The organism is Streptomyces sp. NPDC029466 (assembly GCF_055574515.1).
Genome location: NZ_JBVHZH010000022.1, coordinates 29,212 through 49,379, shown reverse-complemented (window position 1 = coordinate 49,379; position 20,168 = coordinate 29,212). Strand labels below are relative to the sequence as shown.

17 protein-coding genes are annotated in these 20,168 nt (G+C 72.3%); 6 read left to right on the top strand and 11 right to left on the bottom strand.

Translation table 11 applies throughout. The features are described from left to right. Window positions 1-338: 338 nt before the first annotated feature. Window positions 339-1,163 (bottom strand): SDR family oxidoreductase, encoded by an 825-nt coding sequence (locus tag ACZ4XD_RS18420; RefSeq protein ID WP_468043273.1) that lies wholly within the window; start codon window positions 1,161-1,163, stop codon window positions 339-341. Window positions 1,164-1,445: 282 nt separating this feature from the next. Between ACZ4XD_RS18420 and ACZ4XD_RS18415 the strand changes: the two genes are divergently transcribed. Then, window positions 1,446-2,207 carry a hypothetical protein gene (locus ACZ4XD_RS18415; RefSeq protein ID WP_468043271.1) on the top strand — a complete coding sequence of 254 codons (762 nt, stop codon included), beginning with the start codon at window positions 1,446-1,448 and terminating at the stop codon, window positions 2,205-2,207. Between the two features lie 79 nt (window positions 2,208-2,286). On the opposite strand, the gene ACZ4XD_RS18410 is transcribed toward ACZ4XD_RS18415, so the two are convergent. Both ACZ4XD_RS18410 and ACZ4XD_RS18405 read right to left on the bottom strand, forming a co-directional pair. Further along, complete coding sequence (locus ACZ4XD_RS18410; protein ID WP_468043269.1) at window positions 2,287-2,829, bottom strand: DUF1707 SHOCT-like domain-containing protein; 543 nt, start codon at window positions 2,827-2,829, stop codon at window positions 2,287-2,289. Window positions 2,830-2,904: 75 nt separating this feature from the next. Next, a complete protein-coding gene (locus tag ACZ4XD_RS18405) occupies window positions 2,905-3,672 on the bottom strand; it encodes a RapZ C-terminal domain-containing protein (RefSeq protein WP_468043267.1) in 768 nt (255 codons plus the stop codon). A 328-nt stretch (window positions 3,673-4,000) separates the two neighbouring features. On the opposite strand from ACZ4XD_RS18405, the gene ACZ4XD_RS18400 reads away from it, so the two are divergent. After that, entirely contained in the window at window positions 4,001-5,815 is a 1,815-nt protein-coding gene (locus ACZ4XD_RS18400) for a TIGR03767 family metallophosphoesterase (protein ID WP_468043265.1), read from the top strand. A 78-nt stretch (window positions 5,816-5,893) separates the two neighbouring features. Here ACZ4XD_RS18400 and ACZ4XD_RS18395 read toward each other — a convergent pair whose 3' ends face one another. Beyond that, on the bottom strand, window positions 5,894-7,453 hold the full coding sequence (locus ACZ4XD_RS18395) for an alpha/beta hydrolase (RefSeq protein ID WP_468043263.1): 1,560 nt from the start codon (window positions 7,451-7,453) through the stop codon (window positions 5,894-5,896). 363 nt (window positions 7,454-7,816) lie between these two features. On the opposite strand from ACZ4XD_RS18395, the gene dacB reads away from it, so the two are divergent. The 4 genes from dacB (at window position 7,817) to ACZ4XD_RS18375 (ending at window position 11,994) form a co-directional block, all read left to right on the top strand. Next, entirely contained in the window at window positions 7,817-9,424 is a 1,608-nt protein-coding gene (gene dacB / locus ACZ4XD_RS18390) for a D-alanyl-D-alanine carboxypeptidase/D-alanyl-D-alanine endopeptidase (RefSeq protein ID WP_468043261.1), read from the top strand. A 76-nt stretch (window positions 9,425-9,500) separates the two neighbouring features. Continuing rightward, window positions 9,501-9,950 carry an RrF2 family transcriptional regulator gene (locus ACZ4XD_RS18385; protein ID WP_468043259.1) on the top strand — a complete coding sequence of 150 codons (450 nt, stop codon included), beginning with the start codon at window positions 9,501-9,503 and terminating at the stop codon, window positions 9,948-9,950. Between the two features lie 143 nt (window positions 9,951-10,093). Further along, window positions 10,094-11,332, top strand: a complete 1,239-nt coding sequence (locus tag ACZ4XD_RS18380; RefSeq protein WP_468043396.1) for a globin domain-containing protein — start codon at window positions 10,094-10,096, stop codon at window positions 11,330-11,332. Window positions 11,333-11,457: 125 nt separating this feature from the next. Beyond that, entirely contained in the window at window positions 11,458-11,994 is a 537-nt protein-coding gene (locus ACZ4XD_RS18375; protein WP_468043257.1) for a GNAT family N-acetyltransferase, read from the top strand. Window positions 11,995-12,731: 737 nt separating this feature from the next. Here the strand turns inward: ACZ4XD_RS18375 and ACZ4XD_RS18370 are convergent. From ACZ4XD_RS18370 to ACZ4XD_RS18340, 7 genes are all read right to left on the bottom strand, one after another. Then, entirely contained in the window at window positions 12,732-13,397 is a 666-nt protein-coding gene (locus tag ACZ4XD_RS18370; RefSeq protein ID WP_468043255.1) for an HD domain-containing protein, read from the bottom strand. A 37-nt stretch (window positions 13,398-13,434) separates the two neighbouring features. After that, window positions 13,435-14,796: an NCS2 family permease gene (locus tag ACZ4XD_RS18365; protein ID WP_468043253.1), complete on the bottom strand. Its 1,362-nt coding sequence runs from the start codon at window positions 14,794-14,796 to the stop codon at window positions 13,435-13,437. Then, on the bottom strand, window positions 14,793-15,599 hold the full coding sequence (locus ACZ4XD_RS18360; RefSeq protein ID WP_468043251.1) for a hypothetical protein: 807 nt from the start codon (window positions 15,597-15,599) through the stop codon (window positions 14,793-14,795). The genes ACZ4XD_RS18365 and ACZ4XD_RS18360 overlap by 4 nt, the downstream gene beginning before the upstream one ends. Next, window positions 15,596-17,014 (bottom strand): MFS transporter, encoded by a 1,419-nt coding sequence (locus ACZ4XD_RS18355; RefSeq protein WP_468043249.1) that lies wholly within the window; start codon window positions 17,012-17,014, stop codon window positions 15,596-15,598. The genes ACZ4XD_RS18360 and ACZ4XD_RS18355 overlap by 4 nt, the downstream gene beginning before the upstream one ends. Before the next feature lie 28 nt (window positions 17,015-17,042). Next, a complete protein-coding gene (locus tag ACZ4XD_RS18350) occupies window positions 17,043-17,975 on the bottom strand; it encodes a nucleoside hydrolase (protein ID WP_468043247.1) in 933 nt (310 codons plus the stop codon). An 84-nt stretch (window positions 17,976-18,059) separates the two neighbouring features. Beyond that, window positions 18,060-19,148, bottom strand: coding sequence for a glycosyltransferase family 4 protein (locus ACZ4XD_RS18345; RefSeq protein ID WP_468043245.1), 1,089 nt, complete (start codon window positions 19,146-19,148; stop codon window positions 18,060-18,062). Between the two features lie 6 nt (window positions 19,149-19,154). Then, complete coding sequence (locus tag ACZ4XD_RS18340) at window positions 19,155-20,165, bottom strand: formylglycine-generating enzyme family protein (RefSeq protein WP_468043243.1); 1,011 nt, start codon at window positions 20,163-20,165, stop codon at window positions 19,155-19,157. Window positions 20,166-20,168: the final 3 nt, after the last annotated feature.

Genomic DNA, 20,168 nt, shown 5'->3' with positions numbered 1-20,168 from the left:
GGCTAGGGGCAACGCAGGCACACCAGCAAACGAAACCACACCGAGCCCTGCCAACCCCCCCCCCCCCCCCACCCACACCCCCCCCCCCCCCCCCCGCCCCGGGGACGGCGAGCCCCGTCAGCACGAGGCACATGGCCAGGGCACGGCACACGGAACGCAAGAACGGCTGCACGTCATCGCCTGCTTCATCGGGCGTGCTCGCCGGCTTCGTCCGACAAGCGGCCGCGCGGCAGGGCACCACCGGCAGGCCGGGGACAAGTTACCGGCGGTAGGCTCAGGTGGCCATACCCGAGGGCGGATCGAGCCCCTCGGCCGCCGACCGGCAACAACGGTTCCGCTCACCGCACTTGGAGGAACTCCCGGGCTCCCCGCAGCCGGGTGCGGACGCGCCCCTGTGTGGCGCTGCTGTCGAGGCGGACATCGAGGGCCCCGGGCATACGGGTATCGGCGCGGCGCCCGGCAGCCAGCCGGCCGGCGTCGAGTCCGTCGCGTCGGGCGATGAGAACGCCGAGTTCATGACGGCTGACGGCGTCCGCCCCGGCAAGGTGGAAGACCCCGGCCCCGCCGGACACCGCGAGTTCCCACAAAGCGGAGGCCAGGTCGTCGACCTGCACCGGGCAGCGGATGTCGTCGGTGAACAGGACGCCGTCATGGGTGCCGGCCGCCAGGGCATGGACCAGGCGTTCGTGCTCGGAGCCGCGGTGCCCGATGATCAATGAGGTGCGGACGACCGCGGCGGCCGGCGCCAGGAGCCGTACAGCGGTCTCGGCGGCGGCCTTTGCCGCGCCATACGGGGTGACCGGGTCGGGCAGACAGGTCTCGTCGTAGGGAGTGGGGGAACCGGAGAACACGGCGTCGCTGGAGACCTGGACGAGTCGGCAACCACGCTGTGCCGCGGCCATCGCCACCCGGATCGAGCCGTCGGCGGTGACCGCCCAGTCGCTCCCCCCGCTCGTCGCGTTGATGACCACATCGGGGTCGGACGCGGCCAGGACCTCATCGAGGTGCCCCGGGGCACGGAGGTCGAGCTGATGCCACGGGACTCCGGGGAGGCTGCCGGGGCGGGAACAGTACGTCGCGGCCGCGCCCCAGCCGGCAGCCGTCGCCTGGCGCACCAGCGCCGTCCCCAGGAACCCGCTGCCACCGATGATCAGAGCCTTCATGGCGCCCTACGGTAGGGCAGCGAGGCGAAGCGGACCGCGACGGCCGTTCGTACGGGCCTCCGGGGCCGCCAGCCACCGCCGCCGACCCGCGTCCCGGCGAGCGTCCGCGAAGCGCCGGATGTCAGGCAGCTGGCCCAGTCCCGGACCGGGCTACCGGGCACCCCACAGACGCCCACTTAAAGTGACCAGATGATCACGGTACGGATGCCCCGCGGCCGGCCGTCGGCGACGGTCTCCCGGCATCCGCTTCCGGCACCCGTTCGCACGGAGAAAGGGACACACATGCGCACTCGCCATCTCGTCACAGCCGCCGCTCTGGCGCTCACCACCGCTCTTCTCGCCGCCACCCCGGCCCCGGCACAGCCCTCCGCCACCACCCTGCCGCCGGGCAGCCGGCCCGCCCCGGCCCGGCCCGCCGGCCACACCGAGGTCCCCGTCAAGGGCGGCTCGGCCCGCTTCGCCACGCCGCCCGCCCTTCTTGCCGCGCTCAAGGCACGGGGTGTGGCGCTCGCGGACGTGGACACCCGGGGCACCGTCACTCCGCACCACGACTCCGGCGGCATCAGCCTGGGCATCAAGGGCGGTGCGGTCACCAACAGCGGCGGCAAGGTCGGCGGCGAGTTGCGGCTCGCCGATGCCGGGATCGCGCTGGTCAACCGCACGACCAAGAAGACCGTCGAGGTCACCGGCTTCACCGTCGACCTCGGCCAGGGCACCCTCCGCGCCCGGCTGAACCGCGGCCCGAGCATGACCGTGGGCACCTTCACCCGCCCCGCCATCGCCTCCGCCATCGACACCCATGCCGCGGCGTTGCGTATGGACACCGGGATCACGGTGTCCGCGGCGGCCGCCGCCCAGCTCAACGCGGCCCTCGGCACCACCGGCTTCACCGGCGGCGGCCCCCTGCTCCACGCCCACATCGACGCCGCTCTCGACCGGACCGTCGACCTCGCCACCGCCCTCAACCTGGGCCACCGCCCGGCCTCGACCGACGCAGGCCGCCGCTCGGCCGGGGTCGCGGGCGGAGGGGTGCCGTGGGAGTGATGATCCGGCGGAGGTGCGGGGTCGGCTCGTTGGCTCGTCGGCTTCATGCGGGAGGGACGGACTGGTGCCGGCGGGGACCTCAGCGCCGCGCGTGGCGGATCTTCAACCGTCCGAACCCCATGGTTCCGGAGATCCGGATCGTCGGTCCGCCGGTACGGGGGCGCCGCCGGATCTTGTAGAGCGGGTCCTTCCAGCCGGCCTGCAGAGCCTCGACCTCGACCGTCGCGTCGCGAGGCACCGTGATCCTGGCTCTGCCGGTGCCGAGTTGCAGCTCGATGTCGACCACCGGATGCTCGATCACCGCCCGGGACAGGTCCAGGTACACCTTGCCGAACGCGGACGCGACCTTGAGCGTGCGAGGTACCCGCCATGCGCCGCCCCGCCGGATGCGTCCACCGGCGGCGGCGATCGTGGCCGTGGTCCCGGCCTCCTCCTCGGGGAGCGAGGCCAGAGCCCCCACGAGTTCATCGGGCGTCTTGGCGGTAAGCGCCTGGTGGAGGCGGGCGTCCATCTCCTCGTGCGAGAGGTGCCCTTGGGTGTACGCGTCCTGGAGGCGCTGTACGGCCGTGTCGCGCTCTTCTTCGCTGATCCGCGGCGGCAGGTTTTCCGATAACGGGGTCACCGCTTCACTCTAGTGCGGTGGTGGCGCTACCGAACGCCCCTGGGCCCGTACTGGACAAGGCAACGGGGGCGGGACTCACTGACGCTGTGGGGTCCAGGGCAGTGGCAGGCCGTCGCTGTGGCGTCGGGGGATCAGATGGACATGGGCGTGGAAGACCGTCTGGGTCGCCGCGGGGCCGGCCGCGGTGATGAGGTTCAGGTCCTCCGCGAGTTCCCCGCCGAGCTCCGCGGCGCGCTGCATCACCGCGGCGGTCACGGCGGGGTCGGTCGTCGCGTCCCGGACATGGCGGCGGGGAATGACCAGGAGGTGGCCGGGGGTGACCGGGCGGCGGGGCACGATCGCGAAGGCATCCGGCCAGTCACGGACGAGCGGGGCGGGGTCCGTGCCGGCGGCCATCCGGCAGAAGGCGCAGGCCTCCAGTTGCTTCGCGGGTTCGCGGTGGATCAAGGGGCGGGCGATGTCGCGGTGTTCGACGTCGGCGGCCGTTCCGCGCTCGGCGAGCCAGTCGGCGACGGCACGGGCGACGGCCGGGGCCCGGTGGCGGCCGTACCAGCAGGCGACGTAGAGGTGCACCGCCTCGTCGGCGGCTGACTGGTGGAGAGCGAGCAGCTGACGGCCGGTGTGCTCGACGGTCTGCCGGGCGTCCGGGGCGGACAGCACATAGTCGCGGACCTCGGGGTCCAGCCCCGTCAGCACGACCAGCGGCGCGGTGGTCGCCGTGTCGGCCGGGTCCCACATCCGGTCCCGGACGTCCAGTACGAGGGCGCCGGTTTCATGCCGGGGCGGGGCACCCCAGCGGGCGCCGTAGGACGTGATGTGGATCGGGGCGGGGCTGCTGGGCATGGGCTCTCCTGCCGTGGGGAACGGGGGACGGTGCGGGACGGGAGACCTGACCCCGCGTCGCCGTGGCCGTCGGCGGGCGGCAGGTTTCCCTGCGGTTTGCCTTCGACAGATCTACCGGACATCGCGGCGCCATGTGGCGGCTTCGCAGCGGGGCGTCCCGGCCGGCACGGCCGGGCGAGCGGCGGACGATAACCGACAGGCAATGGGTGTACCGCGTTCCGGGTTCGTTCAGCTACCGGTCACGCGCACTGCCCAAGCTCTGGAATGAGACATTCCGATTGGTGACACCGCTGTGGTCGGGCCTCCCCGCCACGGCACGGAGGGCCGCATGGCCGGTATGACCCAGATCCCCACCAACCGTCGTCACTTCCTCCTCACTTCCGGTGCCGCCGTCGCCGGAACCGCCGCCGCCTGGGCGCTGCCGGGCCAGCGCAGCAGCAGCGCGGCACCGGGCGCCGGACCCGCGCGGCCGCTCCCCCGCACCGCGCCCGCCCGCCCGGCCGTACGCCGCGCGGCACCGTACGGCGCCACGACGCTGGACACCGCGGCGCGCCTCACCGGCAGTAGCGGCTACCGCCGCCTCACCTCCGGCCCGGGCTGGCCGCTGGTCGTCCGGGGTGAACTCGCCGCCGCGTCGACCGGACGCCAGGACCGGCGCACCCCCCTGGCATGCTTCGTCCAGTTCACCGACCTCCATGTGGTCGATGTCCAGAGCCCGTTGCGCAGCGAGTTCCTGCGCGCCGGGTCGCCGGGGGCGTGGCGGGCGCAGGAGGCGCTGTCGGTCGCCGGTTCGGTCTCGCTGGTGGAGCAGGCCAACGCGCTCGGCGGCGGACCGCACACGGGCCGTCCGCCGGCGTTCGTGATGTCCACGGGCGACAACATCGACAACCACTCCATGGTCGAGCTGGAGTGGTTCCTCACCCTCATGAGCGGCGGCCGCATCACCCCCAACACCGGAGACCCGGCGTCCTTCGAAGGCGTACAGAACTCCGGTCTCCCCCTGTACTGGCATCCGGACGACGGTCTGCGCGACCAGGACAAGAGGCGGGGTCTGCCGCGGATACCCGGCTACCTCGAAGCCGCGATGCGCCCGGTCACCAGCCCCGGTCTGCGGATGCCGTGGTACTCGACGCCCGGCAACCACGACGATCTGCCGGGCGGCTGTCTGGCTCCGCAGGACCCGATGCTGACGGAGTACATCACCGGGTCTCGCAAGCTGTTCTCCGTACCTGACACCGATGTCGCCGCGTTCAAGAGGGTGCTGGATTCCGGCGACGACCCCAAGAGCACGGTGCTCAAGGACATCCTCGCCCGCAACGCCCGCCGGGCACGGACCGTGACCCCCGACGAGCGCCGGCGTATGGCCACCCCGCACGACTATCTGCGGGCCCACCTGGACCCGGCCTTCGCGGGCGCGGGACCCGTCGGACACGGCTACACCGACAACCACCTCGACGGCGACCGGATGTACTACTCCTTCCCCGTCGCGGAGGGTGTCGTCGGCATCAGCATCGACACCACCTACCGCAGCGGTCACTACGAGGGGTCCCTGGGCACCGAGCAACTCCAGTGGCTGGAGCGGACATTGGCCGCCCACAGCGCCCGTCATTACGACGCGGACGGAAGGCTGGTGCGCAATGCCGGTGCCGAGGACGCGCACATCCTGGTGTTCAGCCACCATCACAGCCCGAGCATGACCCGACGGCCCGACGCGGCGCGCGCGGAGGAGCGGCGGCACGACGGCGAGGAGGTCATCGCGCTGCTGAGCCGGTTCCCGAACGTGGTGGCGTGGATCAACGGCCACAGCCACGTCAATCGCATCACGCCGCACGCCCACCCGACGGCCGCCCGTTCCTTCTGGGAGGTCAACACCGCCTCACATCTGGACTATCCGCAACACGCCCGGGTCATCGAACTCGTCGACAACCACGACGGGACGCTGTCCCTGTTCACCACCCTCATCGAGTCCGCCGCACCGCACCACACGGACTTCGACGACCTGTCGGCCGTCGGACTCGCGTCCCTCTACCGCGAGCTGTCCTACAACGCACCCGGTCTCGCCGGTATGACCGGCCCGGTCCACGAAGGACTGGCGGGCACCCCGGCGGACCGCAACACCGAACTCCTCGTGCGCCGGGCCTGATTCGGCGCCGGGCCACGTCAGCCGGGGAAGCCGCCGGACTCGCCCGGCACCGGCCCGGGCCACTGTGCCGGCTCTCCGCTATCCGCGTCCCGACGGCACCGGCAGCGGGCCGGCCGCGCAGGTCACATCGTGCTCCGGAGCGGCTCCGTCGAGGAGATAGGCGTTCACGAGGCCGTCGACGCAGGCATTGCCGTTCTGATACTGGCCGTGATCGCCGCCGCCCCTCACGGTGACCAGCCGCGAACCGCGCAGCGCACGGTGTGCCGCGAGCGCGCCCTCGTAGTACGTGGCGGGATCGTGCTCCGAGTTGAGCATCAGCGTGGTCGGCAGGCCCTTTCCGGTGACCCATACGCGGGGTGCGGCGGGGACCGGCCAGGCCATACAGGTCGCCGCATAGGCGAGTTCGCGTGCCCCGGCGAGCGGATGGGTCGCGGTGTCCGCTGCGCTGCGCCGGATCCAGTAGCCGAGATCACCGCGCCACGGAGTGTCGTTGCAGGTCACCGAGAAGAAGGTGGCGGCGAAACCCGGGGACAGATAGCTCCCGAAGAGCTCTTTGACGAGGGTGCGCTCGGCCGGTGTGGCGGTCGGCCAGTGGTCGAGGGCGCTGAGCGCGGAGGCCAGTTGCGGGAACTGCCGCTGTGCGTTGTAGATGTTCTGAAGGGTGGCGTTGTCGAGCTGGTTGGGCCCGATCGTCAGGGAACCGACGGTCAGCGGGTGGTCGTGCAGGGCGCGGCGGCGTGCCTCCCACCGCGCTTTCGCCTCGGCCGCGGTGCGCCCGTAGTGGTACGTGGCGTCGTACCGGGCGATCCAGGGCAGGAAGTCCTGCTCGAAGCGGCGCTGGAAACTTCTCGGCTGGCCTGCTTCGGCGTTCTGCCAGGTGCCGCTGAAGTCCAGGTTGCTGTCCAATACGGCGCGCTCGACGCGCTGGGGGAACTCCGTCGCGTAGTAGGCCCCGAGCCAGGTCGCGTAGGAAGGCCCGTAATAGGAGATCTTGCGTACGCCGAGCAGGGCACGGAACAGATCCATGTCGCGCACCGCCTGCTCGGTGGTCAGCCAGGGCACCAGATCGCCGCTGCGCCGCAGACAGCCGGCGACGAGCCGCCGGGAGCGGTCGAGGACGCCGCGCAGCGCCGCGGGCGAACGGTCACGGAAGTCGTGGGCGTAGAAGTCCTGGAACTCGGCGTCGGTCTGGCACCGCGCGGGTGCGCTGCCGCCGACCCCGCGCTGGTCAAAGCCGACCACGTCGTACGCGGCGGCCACGGCGGGCGAGCGTTCGGCGAAGTCCGCGGGCCGGGTCAGCCCCGAGGCCCCCGGGCCGCCCGCCGCCATCATCAGGACCCCGCGCCGCCGGCCGGGGTCGCTCGCGCGGTGCCGGGACACCGCGAGGGTGAGGTCGGCCCCGGTGTCCGGGTGATGCCAGTCGCGCGGCACGGTCATACGCGCGCACTCCAGCGACGGTTTCCCCGCGCAGGGCTGCCAGTTGAGCTGCTGGTGGGCGTAGCGGGCCGGTACCGGCGGCCCGGACCGGTCCGCCGCGCGGGCCGGTGGCGCGGTGGGCAGCGCCGCCGTCAGCAATGCGGCGGCGGCCATTCCCGACAGCGCGGCTTTCGGCCACCGTAGTTTTCTGAACGCGGACATCGGTCCTCCCGTCGGCGCGCGGAGTGCGCTGCCACGGCAAGAATCCTCGGCGTCCCGCCGGTCCGCGGTCGATCACCCTGGTGCCCGTTCGCGGGGTGGCACCAGCACCACCACGGCCCTGCCCGCACCACAGCCCTGCCCGCACCGCGGCACTCCCCGTGCGCGCGCCGCCGCCGTCCCCGCCGCCGTGGGCCGTGGGACGCGGTGCCGACGGCCTCCCGCCTCTGCCGTCCGGCCCCAGGCGCTGGGGCGTCCGGGGGATCCCGGCCGACGTGCTGCGGCCTCGCGGCGGTGGTGGGCAGTAGTGTCAGGGCGGGCATATCGGCAGATATGCGGCAGAACAACACCATTGGTGGAGTCTGTATGTCCCCCTCCGTCCCCACGCGGTCGTCCCGGCGTCGTGTCTTCGGCACCCTGTGTGTGCTGCTGGCCGTCGGCGTCGTCATCACCGGTCTGGTCCAGGCGGCGCCGTCCGCCACACCCCGCGCGCTCGATCCGCGGATCACCGCGGTCATGCGGAAGCCGGACTACCGGCACGCCCAGTGGGGCCTGTTCCAACAGGACCCGCGGACCGGCAAGGTGACCCACTCCCGCTACGCCGACCAGTTCTTCATCCCCGGTTCGGCGGCCAAGCTGTTCAGCGTCAGCGGGACCTGGCACACGCTGGGCGGCGACCACCGCTTCGTCACGCCAATCCACGCCGTCGGACAGCGCCGGAACGCGACGCTGAAGGGCGATCTGGACCTGGTGGCGCAGGGCGATCTGACCCTCGGCGGCAGAACACGCAAGGACGGCACGGTCGCGTTCACCAGCATCGACCACACCTACGCCAACGACGTCCCGGGAGCCACCCTCACCCCGGAGAACCCGCTGGCCGGTATCGACCAGCTGGCCCGGCAGGTACGGCAGGCGGGGATCCGCCGGGTCGACGGCGATGTGGTCATCGACGCACGGCTGTTCAAGCCGGACCCCGGCCTCGATCCGGTCCCCACCCCGCTGATCATCAATGACAACGTCATCGACCTGCTCACCACCCCCGGCTCCCAGGTCGGCACCCCCGCCGGGCTGGAGTGGCGTCCGAAGGTCGCGCCGTACCACGTCACGTCCTCCGTCCGCACGGTCGCGGCAGGCAAGCCCTCCGACATCAACGTGACCAGCTCCCCCGACGGCACCCGCATCCAGCTGTCCGGCACCATCGCCGCCGACTCGGCCCCCGTCCTCCGGGTGTCCGCCGTCAAGGACCCGAACGCCTTCGGCCGCACCGCACTGATCGAGGCACTACAGCGGGTCGGCGTCGAGGTCCGCGCGAAGGCCGTCGGCCCCAACCCCGCCCGCCGGCTGCCGCGCTCCTATCAGGGCGCCCCCACCGTGGCCCGCTACACCTCCCCCGTGTACGCCCAGTACGCCAAGCTCATCCTCAAGGTGAGCCACAACCTCGGGGCGAACCTGGGGATCTGCCTGATGGCCACCAGCACGGGAAGCACCAACTGCGACGACGGTTTCCCCGTCCTCGCCACGTTCCTGAAGCGTGCCCAGGTGGACCGCAAGGCCGTACAACTCGCCGACGGCCGCGGCGGCAACCCCGCCGACCGCACCACCCCGCGCGCCATGGCGCAGATCCTGACGTACTGGCAGCGCACCCCCGAGGCGCGGCGCTTCCGCACCTCGCTGCCGATCCTCGGCGTCGACGGCACGCTGGCGGATTCCTGCCGCAGCTGCCCCTCACGGGGCAAGGTCTTCGCCAAGACCGGCACCGCGGCGGGCGGCGACCTCCTCAACGACCGACTGGCCGTGGGCGCCGAAACCACGGCCGGCTACCTGGAGACCCGTAAGGGCCACTTCGACGTCTTCTTCGCCGGAGTGAACGGCGCCGCCACCCCCACCGCCGACATCACCGGCGTCCTGACCATCGCCAACGACGTGGCCGATGTCGCCGCCTACCTCCAGCAACAGGCGGCCGGCGGGCGCTGAGCGGCGCGGGGGGGGGGAGCGTGGCCGAACACCCCCCTAATTGGCATCCTGGATACCACTTCTATAGAGTGCCACCGTGCGACTCACCAAAAGCACCGACATCGCTCTCCGCATCGCCATGCGTCTGGCGGTGCTCGGGGACAGCGGCGACGCGCCCACCACCCGGGAGGTGGCGAGTGCCGTCCAGGTGCCGTACACCCATGCCGCCAAGGTGGTCAGCAAGCTCCAGCATCTCGGTGCCGTCGAAGCGCGGCGCGGACGAGGTGGCGGGCTGGCGCTGACGACGGCGGGGCGTACGGGGTCGCTCGGGCGGCTGGTGCGTGAGCTGGAGGGGACCGATGACGTCGTGGGGTGCGAGGACGATCCGCCGTGTCCGCTGCGTGGCGACTGCCGGCTGCGTGGTGCGCTGCGGGCGGCGCAGGAAGCGTTCTACGCCTCGCTCGACCCGCTCTCCGTCGCCGACCTGGTCGAATCGCCGACCGGCCCGCTACTGCTCAGTCTGACGCCCGCGCCACCCAAGGACTGACCGCACCGCACGGCCGACCGGGCCCCACCTCAGGAAGCCCCCTCAGGTCAACTCGCGCCGCACGCCCCGCTTTTCACGACTGAAAATACGCATCCAAGATGCGAGTTTACTTCTCCCCCGCCTTCGAGAGTCCGGAGTTACCGATGCTGTCGCCGAAGTCCGCCGAGACCGTACGTGCCACGCTCCCCGCCGTGAGCGGAGCCCTCGACGAGATCACCACGCTCTTCTACGAGAAGCTCTTCGCCGCCCACCCCGAGTTGTTGCGCGACCTCTTCAACCGCGGCAACCAGGCCAACGGCAGTCAGCGGCAGGCGCTCGCCGGGTCCATCGCCACCTTCGCGCGCCATCTCCTCGACCACCCGGACCGCCGGCCGGACGCCCTGCTCGCGCGGATCGCGCACAAACACGCCTCCCTCGGGGTGCGCGAGGACCAGTACCCGGTCGTGCGGGAGCACCTCTTCGCGGCCATCGCCGAGGTGCTGGGTGAGGCGGTGACCGACGATGTGGTCCGGGCCTGGGACGAGGTGTACTGGCTGATGGCCCATGCCCTGATCGCCGTTGAGAAGCGGCTCGTGCGGGAGGCGGGTGTGCGGGACGGCGCGGGGTGGCGCCCCTACCGGGTGGCCGGCCGGGTGCAGGAGACCGACGAGGTGGCCACCTTCCTCCTGCGGCCCGCCGACGGCGCGCCCGTACCGGCGTCCCGGCCCGGCCAGTACGTCTCCGTACAGGTCCAACTCCCGGACGGCGCACGGCAGATACGTCAGTACAGCCTGTCCGGGCAGCCGGACGGCGGGCTGCAGATCTCGGTGAAGCGGGTGGCGGCGGACGGTTCGTCCGGCGCCCCTGCGGGCGAGGTGTCGGGGTATCTGCACACGCAGGTGCACGGCGGGGAGACCTTGTACGTGAGCCCGCCGTTCGGCGATGTGGTGCTGTCCGACGACGGCGACGGACCCCTGCTCTTCGCCTCTGCGGGCATCGGCTGTACCCCGATGGTCGGCATGCTCGCGCATCTCGCCGCCACCGGCTCCCGGCGCCGGATCATCACCGCGCACGCCGACCGCTCCCCCGCCACGCACCCGTTCCGTACGGATCTGCGCCGGCTCACCGGCAAGCTCGCCGACGCGACGGCGGAACTCTGGTACGAGGAGGGGGCCGGGATCGAGGAGGAGGGTGTGGGGCGGGAGACAGGCGGCGCGGTGGACGCGGTGAGCGTGCACACCGGGCTGATGGATCTGACGCGGGTCGCCATTCCGGCCGGGACCACCGCGTATCTGTGCGGGCCGGTGCCGTTCATGAAGGCGGTACGGGCCCAACTGCTGGACTCCGGCGTACCGTCCGCGGCGATCCACTACGAGGTGTTCGGCCCGGACCTCGGGCTGTAGGTGCCACGCCCCAGGGCGTGGGTGGTGCGGTGCTCAGGAGGGGCGTGCATGCGGGACGGCCGGGCAGTGGCCGGTGGCGCAGGTGCAGCATTGCCAACGGCCGGTGAGGGCAGCAAGATCGAGGAATGACAGCGAACCTGCCTTCCGCTTCGCCGGCCGTGGTCCGGCTGACGCGGTTCACGCGGACGGAACTGAGCGACATCGCCGGGGACGGCGAGGACGCCTTCGGGGTCTCCTGGACCGGGCTGACCTGGAGGGCCAAGGAGGAGCACTTCGGCATCGAACGGGACGGCCGTCTCGTGGCGCACACCGGTCTGGTGACGGTTCCGCTGTCCATCGGCGCCGTGGACACCCGGGCGGTCGGCGTCGGCGGGGTGATCGTCGCGCCCGACCTGCGAGGACAGGGCCTGGTGCGGATCATCATGACCGCCGCCCTGGAGCACGCCCGCACGAGGGGACCGGAGTACGGCCTCCTCTTCTGTATGCCGCATCTCCTGCCCCTGTACGAGCGGTTCGGCTGGCAGCAGCTCCATGAGGAGGTGGAGGTCGAGCAGCCCGAGGACACCACGGCGATCATGCCGCTGCGCACCATGTGGGTGCCGCTGCGCGAGGGGGCGAGGTGGCCGGTGGGACGGGTGCGGCTGCGGTCGCTGCCCATGTGAGCGACCCCGTCGTCGAGGGCTGGGCGGGCCCCCTCCTCCTGTGCGCGCCGTCCGCGTCGGCTCGGGACTGCCACGGGAGTTCGTATGTGTCCTTCGTCCGCGTGGCCGCCCGGCGCGTCGTTTGGACAGCTCACGGGCCTCCGACACCGTGAAGGCGTGCGCCCTCTCCTCCTTCGCCTCGTCGCAGCGACGGCCGTTCTCCTCGCGGTCGGCGGCTGTGTGTCCCTTCCCGCCGACGGCTCCCCGCACGACCCCGGCCCCGCGTCGGGCGGACGCACGGTCGCTCCGGCCCGGCCCTCGCCGCTGGTGCTGCCCACCCAGGAGTCGGCGCGGGAGCGGCTGGTGGACGTGGCGTCCGCACGACGGAAGGCGAAGCGGCCCACGGCCTCACGGAAGGGGCAGGCCGCCCCGCGGCACGTCGCGCCAGGGCACGCCGCGCCGGGTCACCGCGCGGAACGGCGGCCCGCGGGACGGCCGGTGCCGCGGCCCGCTCGCTCGGTGGCGTCGAGGCCGCGTCCGGTGCCGGTCCGCACGGCGCCGAGGACGCGGCATCATGCGGCGGCGCCGCGCGCGCACCGGCGGCCGCCGCGGCCCCGCTCGACGATCGATCCCGGTGTGGTGTGCCGGATGGCGGCCGGCCGGGTCCGGGGCGATCTGCTGCGGCTGTGTCATCGGACGTACGGACGCTGAGGCGATACGGCCGCCGGGCCCGTCCCGGCCGCGCGCACCGTTGAGCGTCAGGAACGGGAGTCGGCGCGGGGGACCCAGCCGTTGGCGGCGCCGGTGTGGATCAGGTCCTGGGCGTAGCGCCAGAGGTCCGCGGAGGCGTCCTTGATCACGGACTTGCGGGCGAGTACGTCGTCCTCCGTGACACCCGGGGTGCGCCAGGTCCCGCCGCGGTTGCCGTAGTTGAGCAGCAGTGGCTGGAGCCGGTCCATAGCCTTGGCGAAACGTGCCTCAGGGGTGACCCGGGCCTCGAACTCGTCCCACAGGGCCCGGAATTGCTCCCGCTGGTCATCGGGCAGCAGCGCGAAGAGCTTGTCCGCCGCCCGCTGTTCCCTTTCCTCCTGGTCCGCGGCGGCCGCGGTGTCGTACAGGAAGGTGTCTCCGGCGTAGATCTCCACCAGGTCGTGCACGACGACCAGGGCAAGCACCTTGCTGGTGTCGACGGGTTCGTCCGCGTACTCCGTGAGCACCAGGGTCATCAGCGCGAGGTGCCACGAGTGCTCGGCGTCGTTCTCCCTGCGGTCCGCGCTCAGCAGCGGACTGCGCCGGAAGACGTTCTTGAGCCGGTCGGCCTCGATGATGAACTCGATCTGGTGGCGCAGCCGTTCGGGGGTGCCGTCGGGCTGCCGGACGGCATCGGCGAGCAGGGGGATGTGATTGTCGTCGTCGTGGGGCATGTGGCGGGCTCCTTGGAGGGGGTTACGGACGCGCCGTTCAGCGGTGGAGGTATTGCAGAACGACGCCGGCCATGAGCAATAACGTCGTCACCCATAGCGCGGGATGCGGCCGCCGGCGGCCGAGGACGCTCGCGGCCACGCTCACCACGAAGGCCGCGGCCATCGCCTGGTCGATCGCGAGGGTGGCGACGGTGACGGCCACGGCGGTCACCGTGACGGCCACGCCCAGGCGGTCGGTGCCGCCCGGCCTGCGGGCGGTCAGCATCTTGACCGCCACGAAGACCAGGGCGCCCGTGGTGGCCTCCACCGGGACATGGACCAGGACCGGGCCGAGGAACAGACAGGAGAACAGAAGCAGTCCGGTGACCACCGCCGCGATCCCGGTCCGGGCACCGGCCCGGATCCCGACCGCGCTCTCCACGAACGCCACGAAGCTGGACGATCCCACGGCGGACCCGGCGACCGTGGCCCCGGCGTCGACCAGCAGCGCCTCACGCATCCCCGGTACCCGCCCCTGGTCGTCCTGCAACGGGGTGTGCGCCGAGAGACCCACCACTTTCGCGATGCTGCCGAAGAAGTCGAGGGCGAACAGCACCAGAATGACGCTCCACGCCCGGGGATCGGTGAGGACGGTGAGGTCGAAGCGGAAGAGCGCCGCGCCGCTTCCGTGGACGCCGTCGTGGACCGCGCCGGCGCGCAGGCCCGCGACGGCGCAGTACAGCGCGGCGGCCGCGATGCCGCCCAGGACGGCCGCGGCCCGCGCGCCGAGCCGGTCCAGGACCAGGGCGACCGCGAGGCCGAGGTACAGCGCCACGGCGGGTGGCCCCGTCCAGTCGCCCAGGCCGGACAGCCGCCCGTCGGAGGTGCGGACCAGGTGCGCGATCTGCAACCCCACCAGGCCGATGAACGCGCCGACCGCGGCGGCGAGGGCCGAACGCAGCTCCGGCGGGATGGCGTTGATCACCGCCGCGCGCAGCCGCAGCAGCGACACCGCCAGCATCGCCACTCCGGACCAGAACACCATGCCCAGCGCCTGGGGCCAGGTGTAGGCGAGGGTGCCGACCACGGAGAAGGCCACCATCGCGTTCATCTCCATGCCCGGTGCCACCGCGAACGGGAGCCGGGCCCACAGCCCCATGGCCATGGTGGCGAGGCCGCCGACCGCCGCCGTCGCGAAGAAGGCGGCGGTATGCGGGATACCTCCCTGGGCGAGCACGGCCGGGTTGACGACCACGATGTAGGAGAGCGCCAGGAACGTCGATATCCCGGCCACGATCTCGCGGCGCCAGGTCGAGCCGCGCGCGCTCAGGGAGAAGTAGCGGTCGACGGCTCCGGGCCCGGCCGTGGAGTGGCGCCGGAGCAGTTCCGGGCCACGCCCCGGGCTTTCCGGCGTGGTCACGCCGGGGTCCCCCGGGGCGGGGAGGCGGGCGCCACCGGGCTGATGGTGTCCCCGACATCGCCCAGCACGAGCTGCTCGGGGGCGTCCGGCCGCACGGCGTAGAACTTCCCGTTCAGCGCGCCCGACACCTGTCCGACGTGGAGGGTCAGCGACACCTGGAGCTGCTCGGCGTAGCGCGCCAGGGCGAGTGCGCCCTGCTGGGTGGAGTGGCAGGTGAAGATCTCGACGTCGGCACCGGGCCGGACCGTCAGCTGCATGAGGGCCATGAGGGTCACCCCGCTGGCCACCACACCGTCGATGATCACCAGCCGGTCGGCCTGCGAGGGCAGCCATTCGTCCACCCCGACGAGCAGTCCACCGCCCACCGGCATCCGCTTGGCCTGGGGCGTCCAGCCCTGGCGCTGGGGCATGACACCGAGTCGTTCGGCCAGGATGCGGCCCTCGCGTTCCGGCGCTATGACGGTCGTTCCCCATGCGGAGGCGCGCTGGGCGGGCGGGACCGGCAGCATGCCGTAGATGTCGAGCAGCGCCTGGAGGTAGCGGGTGCGGTCGGCGTCCTGCTGGTGGGGGAGGTTGGCGACGGCCGTGACGGTGGCCATCCGCTCGGTCACGCCGGGACGGACGGCGGAGGCGACGTCAATGTTCTCCGGCAGGGGTCCCGGGGTGTGCAGCGCGTCCAGCAGTTCCGGGCCGAAGTGGACCAAGTGGCTGAAGTAGGTGTCGTGTTCCTTCTCGAAGTCGTCCACCGTACGCCGGGCGTCCGGCGGGAGTCCTGGCCTGTCGAACAAGCGGGCGGTGTTCATCGATGACCTCCGGTCCGTGGCTCGAAAGAGGGGTCGTGCGAGGGGACGGGGGCGGGCGTGGGCCCGGTGCGCGGCAGGCGGAGGAGCGCGGCCGGGGCGGCGGCCGCGGCGATGACCGCGGTGGCGCAGAAGGTCCACACGAAGTCCCCGGCCACCGGATGCTCCCCGTGGAGGAGGACCAGCAGCGCCAGGCCGAGGGAGCCGCCGAGGTACTGCGCCGTGGTGACCAGGGCGCTCCCGGTGCCGTTGCTCTCCGGCGGGAGGTCGCGGGTGCCCGTGATGAACATTCCGGTGAACGCCATGCCCTGGCCGAAGCCGCTGAGCAGCAGCCCCGGCAGGATGCCCGTCGGGTATCCGCCGCGGGTGCCGACGGCCAGCGCGAGCACCACCAGTCCGGCCGCTCCGGTGAGGTAGGCCAGGGACAGCAGCCGCCCCAGCGGCAGGCGGCCCGCCAGTCGTCCGGCGACCGTGTTGCCCACCACGATGGTCCCGGCCAGCGGCAGGAAGGCCATGCCCGCGGCGAGCGCGCTGTAGCCCCGTACGTCCTGGAGGTACAGCGTGACGAGGTAGAACTCGGCGCCGAAGCTCGCCATGTACAACGCCGCTACCAGGCAGGCCACTTGGAGAGCCCGTACGCCCAGCAGGGCGCGGGGCACCAGCGGCCGGCGCCGGCTGCGGACGAGGACACCGCCGGCCGGCACCGCCACCACCAGCGCGGCGACGACGACGGGCAGGGAGGGGTGGGCGCGGGAGAGTTCGGTGCAGGCCAGCACGACGGCGACGACCGCGGCACAGGCGGAGAGGGTGGCGGCGGTGGCGAGCGGGGCCCGCTCCGTACGGGTGGTGGAGCGGACCGCCCGTCCGGCGGCGAGCAGACAGACCGCCACGATGGGGAGGTTGATCCAGAAGATCCACTGCCAGGAGGCCACTTCGAGGATGCCTCCCCCGGCCGTGACACCGAGGGCGAGTCCGACCGCGCCCGTGGTGCCCCACACGCTCACCGCCCGGTCCCGTTCCGGCCCCGACGGATAGGCGGAGCTGAGCAGCCCCAGCGTCGCCGGCACCAGCAGGGCGGCCGCCACCCCCTGCCCGACGCGCGCCGCGATCAGGGGGGCGGCGGACGACGAAAGCGCGGCACCGACCGAGGACGCGGCGAACAGCAGCTGGGCGGTGAGGAAGACCCGGCCGGGTCCGAAGACATCGGCCAACTGCCCGCCCAGCAGCAGGAATCCGGCGAAGAAGATGGCGTAGGCGCTGACGATCCACTGGAGCGCGACCGCGGAGAAGTGCAGGCTTCCGCCGATGTCGGGGAGCGCGACGTAGATGATGGAGAAGTCGAGCGCCACCAGCAGCTGCGCCCCGGCCAGTGCCGTGAGTAAGCGGGCACCCGGAGTCGGTACGGGAGAAGCGGGCACGGTCGGTCAGCCTCCGTAGGTCAACGGATCAGCCCAGGGCGGCGAGCGCCTTCAGGAACACGTCCCAGAACCGCTCGGTGTCCAGATGCGTCGCCACCAGGGCATTGGGGGCTCTCCCCGTCACACCGTAGAGGTCGATGACGGTCGCGCCACGGGTGAACTCGCCACGCAGTTCGATCGAGACGGGGGCCTCGACGCAGTCCACCAGGCTCGGGTCGAGCACCCGGGCGATGGCGACGGGGTCGTGCAGCGGCGCGTCCGGCAGATCCCAGATCTGGTCGTAGGTGCGGGAACGGAAGGCGAGGAGGGCCGCGGAGACCTCGCTGATGTGGGTGCCGACATCGAGGATCCGGTCCAGCACCTCGCGGGTGACCGGGGCCTGGTGGGTGACGTTGAGGCCGCAGTAGGTGAGGGGGACGCCGGTGGCGAGTACCTCGTGGGCGGCCTCGGGGTCGACCAGGATGTTGTACTCGGAGTAGGGCAGGGTGTTGCCGCGGTGGGTGGCCCCTCCCATGCAGACGATCTCCTTGATCTTCGCCTTGTCCTCCGGGTGCAGGGCGAGGAGTCCGGCGATATTCGTCTGCGGCCCGGTGACCACCAGGGTGACGGGTTCGGGACTGTCGGACAGGACGTGGTGGATCAGGTCCACGGCGTGCGCGGAGTGCAGCGGCACCTCGGGTTCGGGGAAGTCCCAGCCGTCCAGGCCGGTTTCGCCGTGCACATCGTCGCCGATCAGCAGCATGCCGGTGAGCGGCTTGGGATATCCGGCGGCGACGGGGACGTCAAAGGCCCCGGCGAGGGCGCACATCCGCCGCGCGTTGAGCGCGGTCTTCGCCACGGTCTGGTTGCCCGCACTGGTGGTGACGGCCTTCAGCTCCACGCGGGGGTCGCCGACGGCGAGCAGGATGGCCATCGCGTCGTCGTGGCCGGGGTCGCAGTCCAGGATGATGGGGGTGGGCATGCGGGGCTCCCTGGTGGGTCGGGCGGGGAAGGTGCGGTGGGTCGGCGGGTCATGGCGCCGGACGGGGTGTGGGCGACCGGTCCGTCAGGTGGGGCCGGCCAGGGTCCGGTAGAAGGCCAGGTGGTGCCGGCCGGCGGTGGCGAAGCCGTCCCGGAGGTGCTGGGCCAGGGCGCGGTCAGCGGTGGTCGGTGCGACGGCCGGCCGGTCCACCGCTTCCCGGAGCGCCTCGGTCAGGGCCCGGACATCGCCGGCGGGGACGAGGGTGGCGGCCGAGTAATCGGCCAGCAGCAGCGGTAGGTTGCCCGAGTCGCTGGCGATGATGCGGCGGCCGCAGATGACGGCCTGGGCGACGGACAGCGAGAACGGCTCACCGTGGGCGCCGCGGTCGATGGTCGGGTGGATGATGACATCGCTCGCGCGGATCGCGGCCCAGCTCTGCTCGGGCCGGTAGTGGGTGAAGTGCACCCGCCCCTTCTCCTGCCAGACCCCGGCCCGTTCCAGCAGGGCGTCGGGGATGCCGGGCGGCCAGATGAGGTGCTGGGTTCCCGCGTGCACGAAGTGCAGATCGGCGCCTTCGTCCAGCAGGGTCAGGGACGCCTCCAGGCTCAGGTGGGAGCCCTTCCACCGGGTCATCCGGCTGGGTTGCAGCACGGTGGTGCCGCCCGCTCCGCCGGGGAGCCGGAAGGGGGCTTCGCACAGCGGCAGCGCCAGGGGCAGCGTGCTGACCTCGGCCGCGGGCAGTCGGCGCCGGACCTCGCCGGCCACGAAGTCGGAGTGCACGACGAGCGGGCCGGGGAGCGCGGCGAGGAACTCCCACCGCTCGGGCCGTTCGTCGATGTTGTGCAGATCGAAGACGAAGCGGCCGGGCCAGTGGCGGTCCCGCAGCCGCGCCACGAGGGCGGTCACGACCTCGGGTTTGTGCCATTGCGGGTTGTGCCAGTGCACGACGTCCGCGCGCAGACACCGCTCGATGAGCGCGGCGGCACCGTCCGGGTCGAAGGGGACCTCGATGTCGAGGGCCGGGTCGTAGTCGCAGTCCGGTGACCGCAAGGTGCCGACGACGGCCCGGACCTCGCACGGCAGGGCGCCGAGCTGGCCGACGACCGCCCGCAGATGGGTCTCTACGCCGCCGGTGACCGGTGATCCGGTCCAGTGGACATGGAGGATACGCACCGCTTGTCAGCCCTCCTCGGTCATCGGGACGTCCTCGGCCAGCCGGAACCCCATCGCGTACAGCGAGCGCGGATAGGGTCCGTGCCGGCGCTGGCACCGGGCGAGGTCCCGGAACCGGTTGAAGGCCCCGCCCCGGGCGATGCGGTAGGCACCGAGCCGCAGATACAGGTCGTCGCGCACCACTTCCCCTCCCGGGTAGGGCTCGTAGGTGCTGCTGGTGTACTCCTCGACGTTGCCGGCCAGGTCCAGGGCCCCGCACCACGACCGGCCGCCGGGGAACGCACCGACCGGGCTGCTCATGAGCAGGCCCGTCTCCAGCGTGTTGGCCGCGGTGGCGTCCCAGGTGTCACCCCAGGGGTGCCGCAGCCCGTCCGGCCCGCCCGCTGCGTACTCCCACTCCTGCTCGGTGGGCAGCCGGAAGCGGCGGCCGGTCCGCCGGCTCAGCCAGTCCGCGTACCAGTCGGCGGCCTCCGCGGTGACCGTGTAGACGGGGTGATTGGCGGTGGCGGGGTCGTAGCGTCCGTAGTTCCAGTTGCTCGGCAGTTCGGCATGGCCGGTGTCCTTGAGGAAGACCGCGAACTCCTCGTTGGTGACCGGGTACTTGGCGAGATGGAAGGCCGCGATCCCGACCGTGTGCCGGGGGCACTCCTTCGCCACCCAGGACCGCTGCACACCGAACCGGGCGGAGTCGGCGTGCAGGGCGTCGACCGCGCTCTCGGGTGTGCCGATGAGCGCCCGGCCCGCGGGGACGGGCAGCATGACCGGGGCGTCCCAGCGGGTCCGCGGGTCGCCCGTCAGCGCCAGTGCGGTGCCCGCGGCCAGGCGCCGTTCGAGGGAGAGGGACGGATCCTCCACCAGGGCGGCGAGTTGCTCGGCCGGGCGGCCGGCCAGGCGCGGGAAGTCCGCCAGGCGCTCGGCCCGCGGTTCCACATAGCCTTCGGGCAGCCCCATCGCCGCCCGGTCGGTGAGGGCGTTGATATCGGCGTCGACCAGGTTCCTGTGCACGATGTGGGACATGTC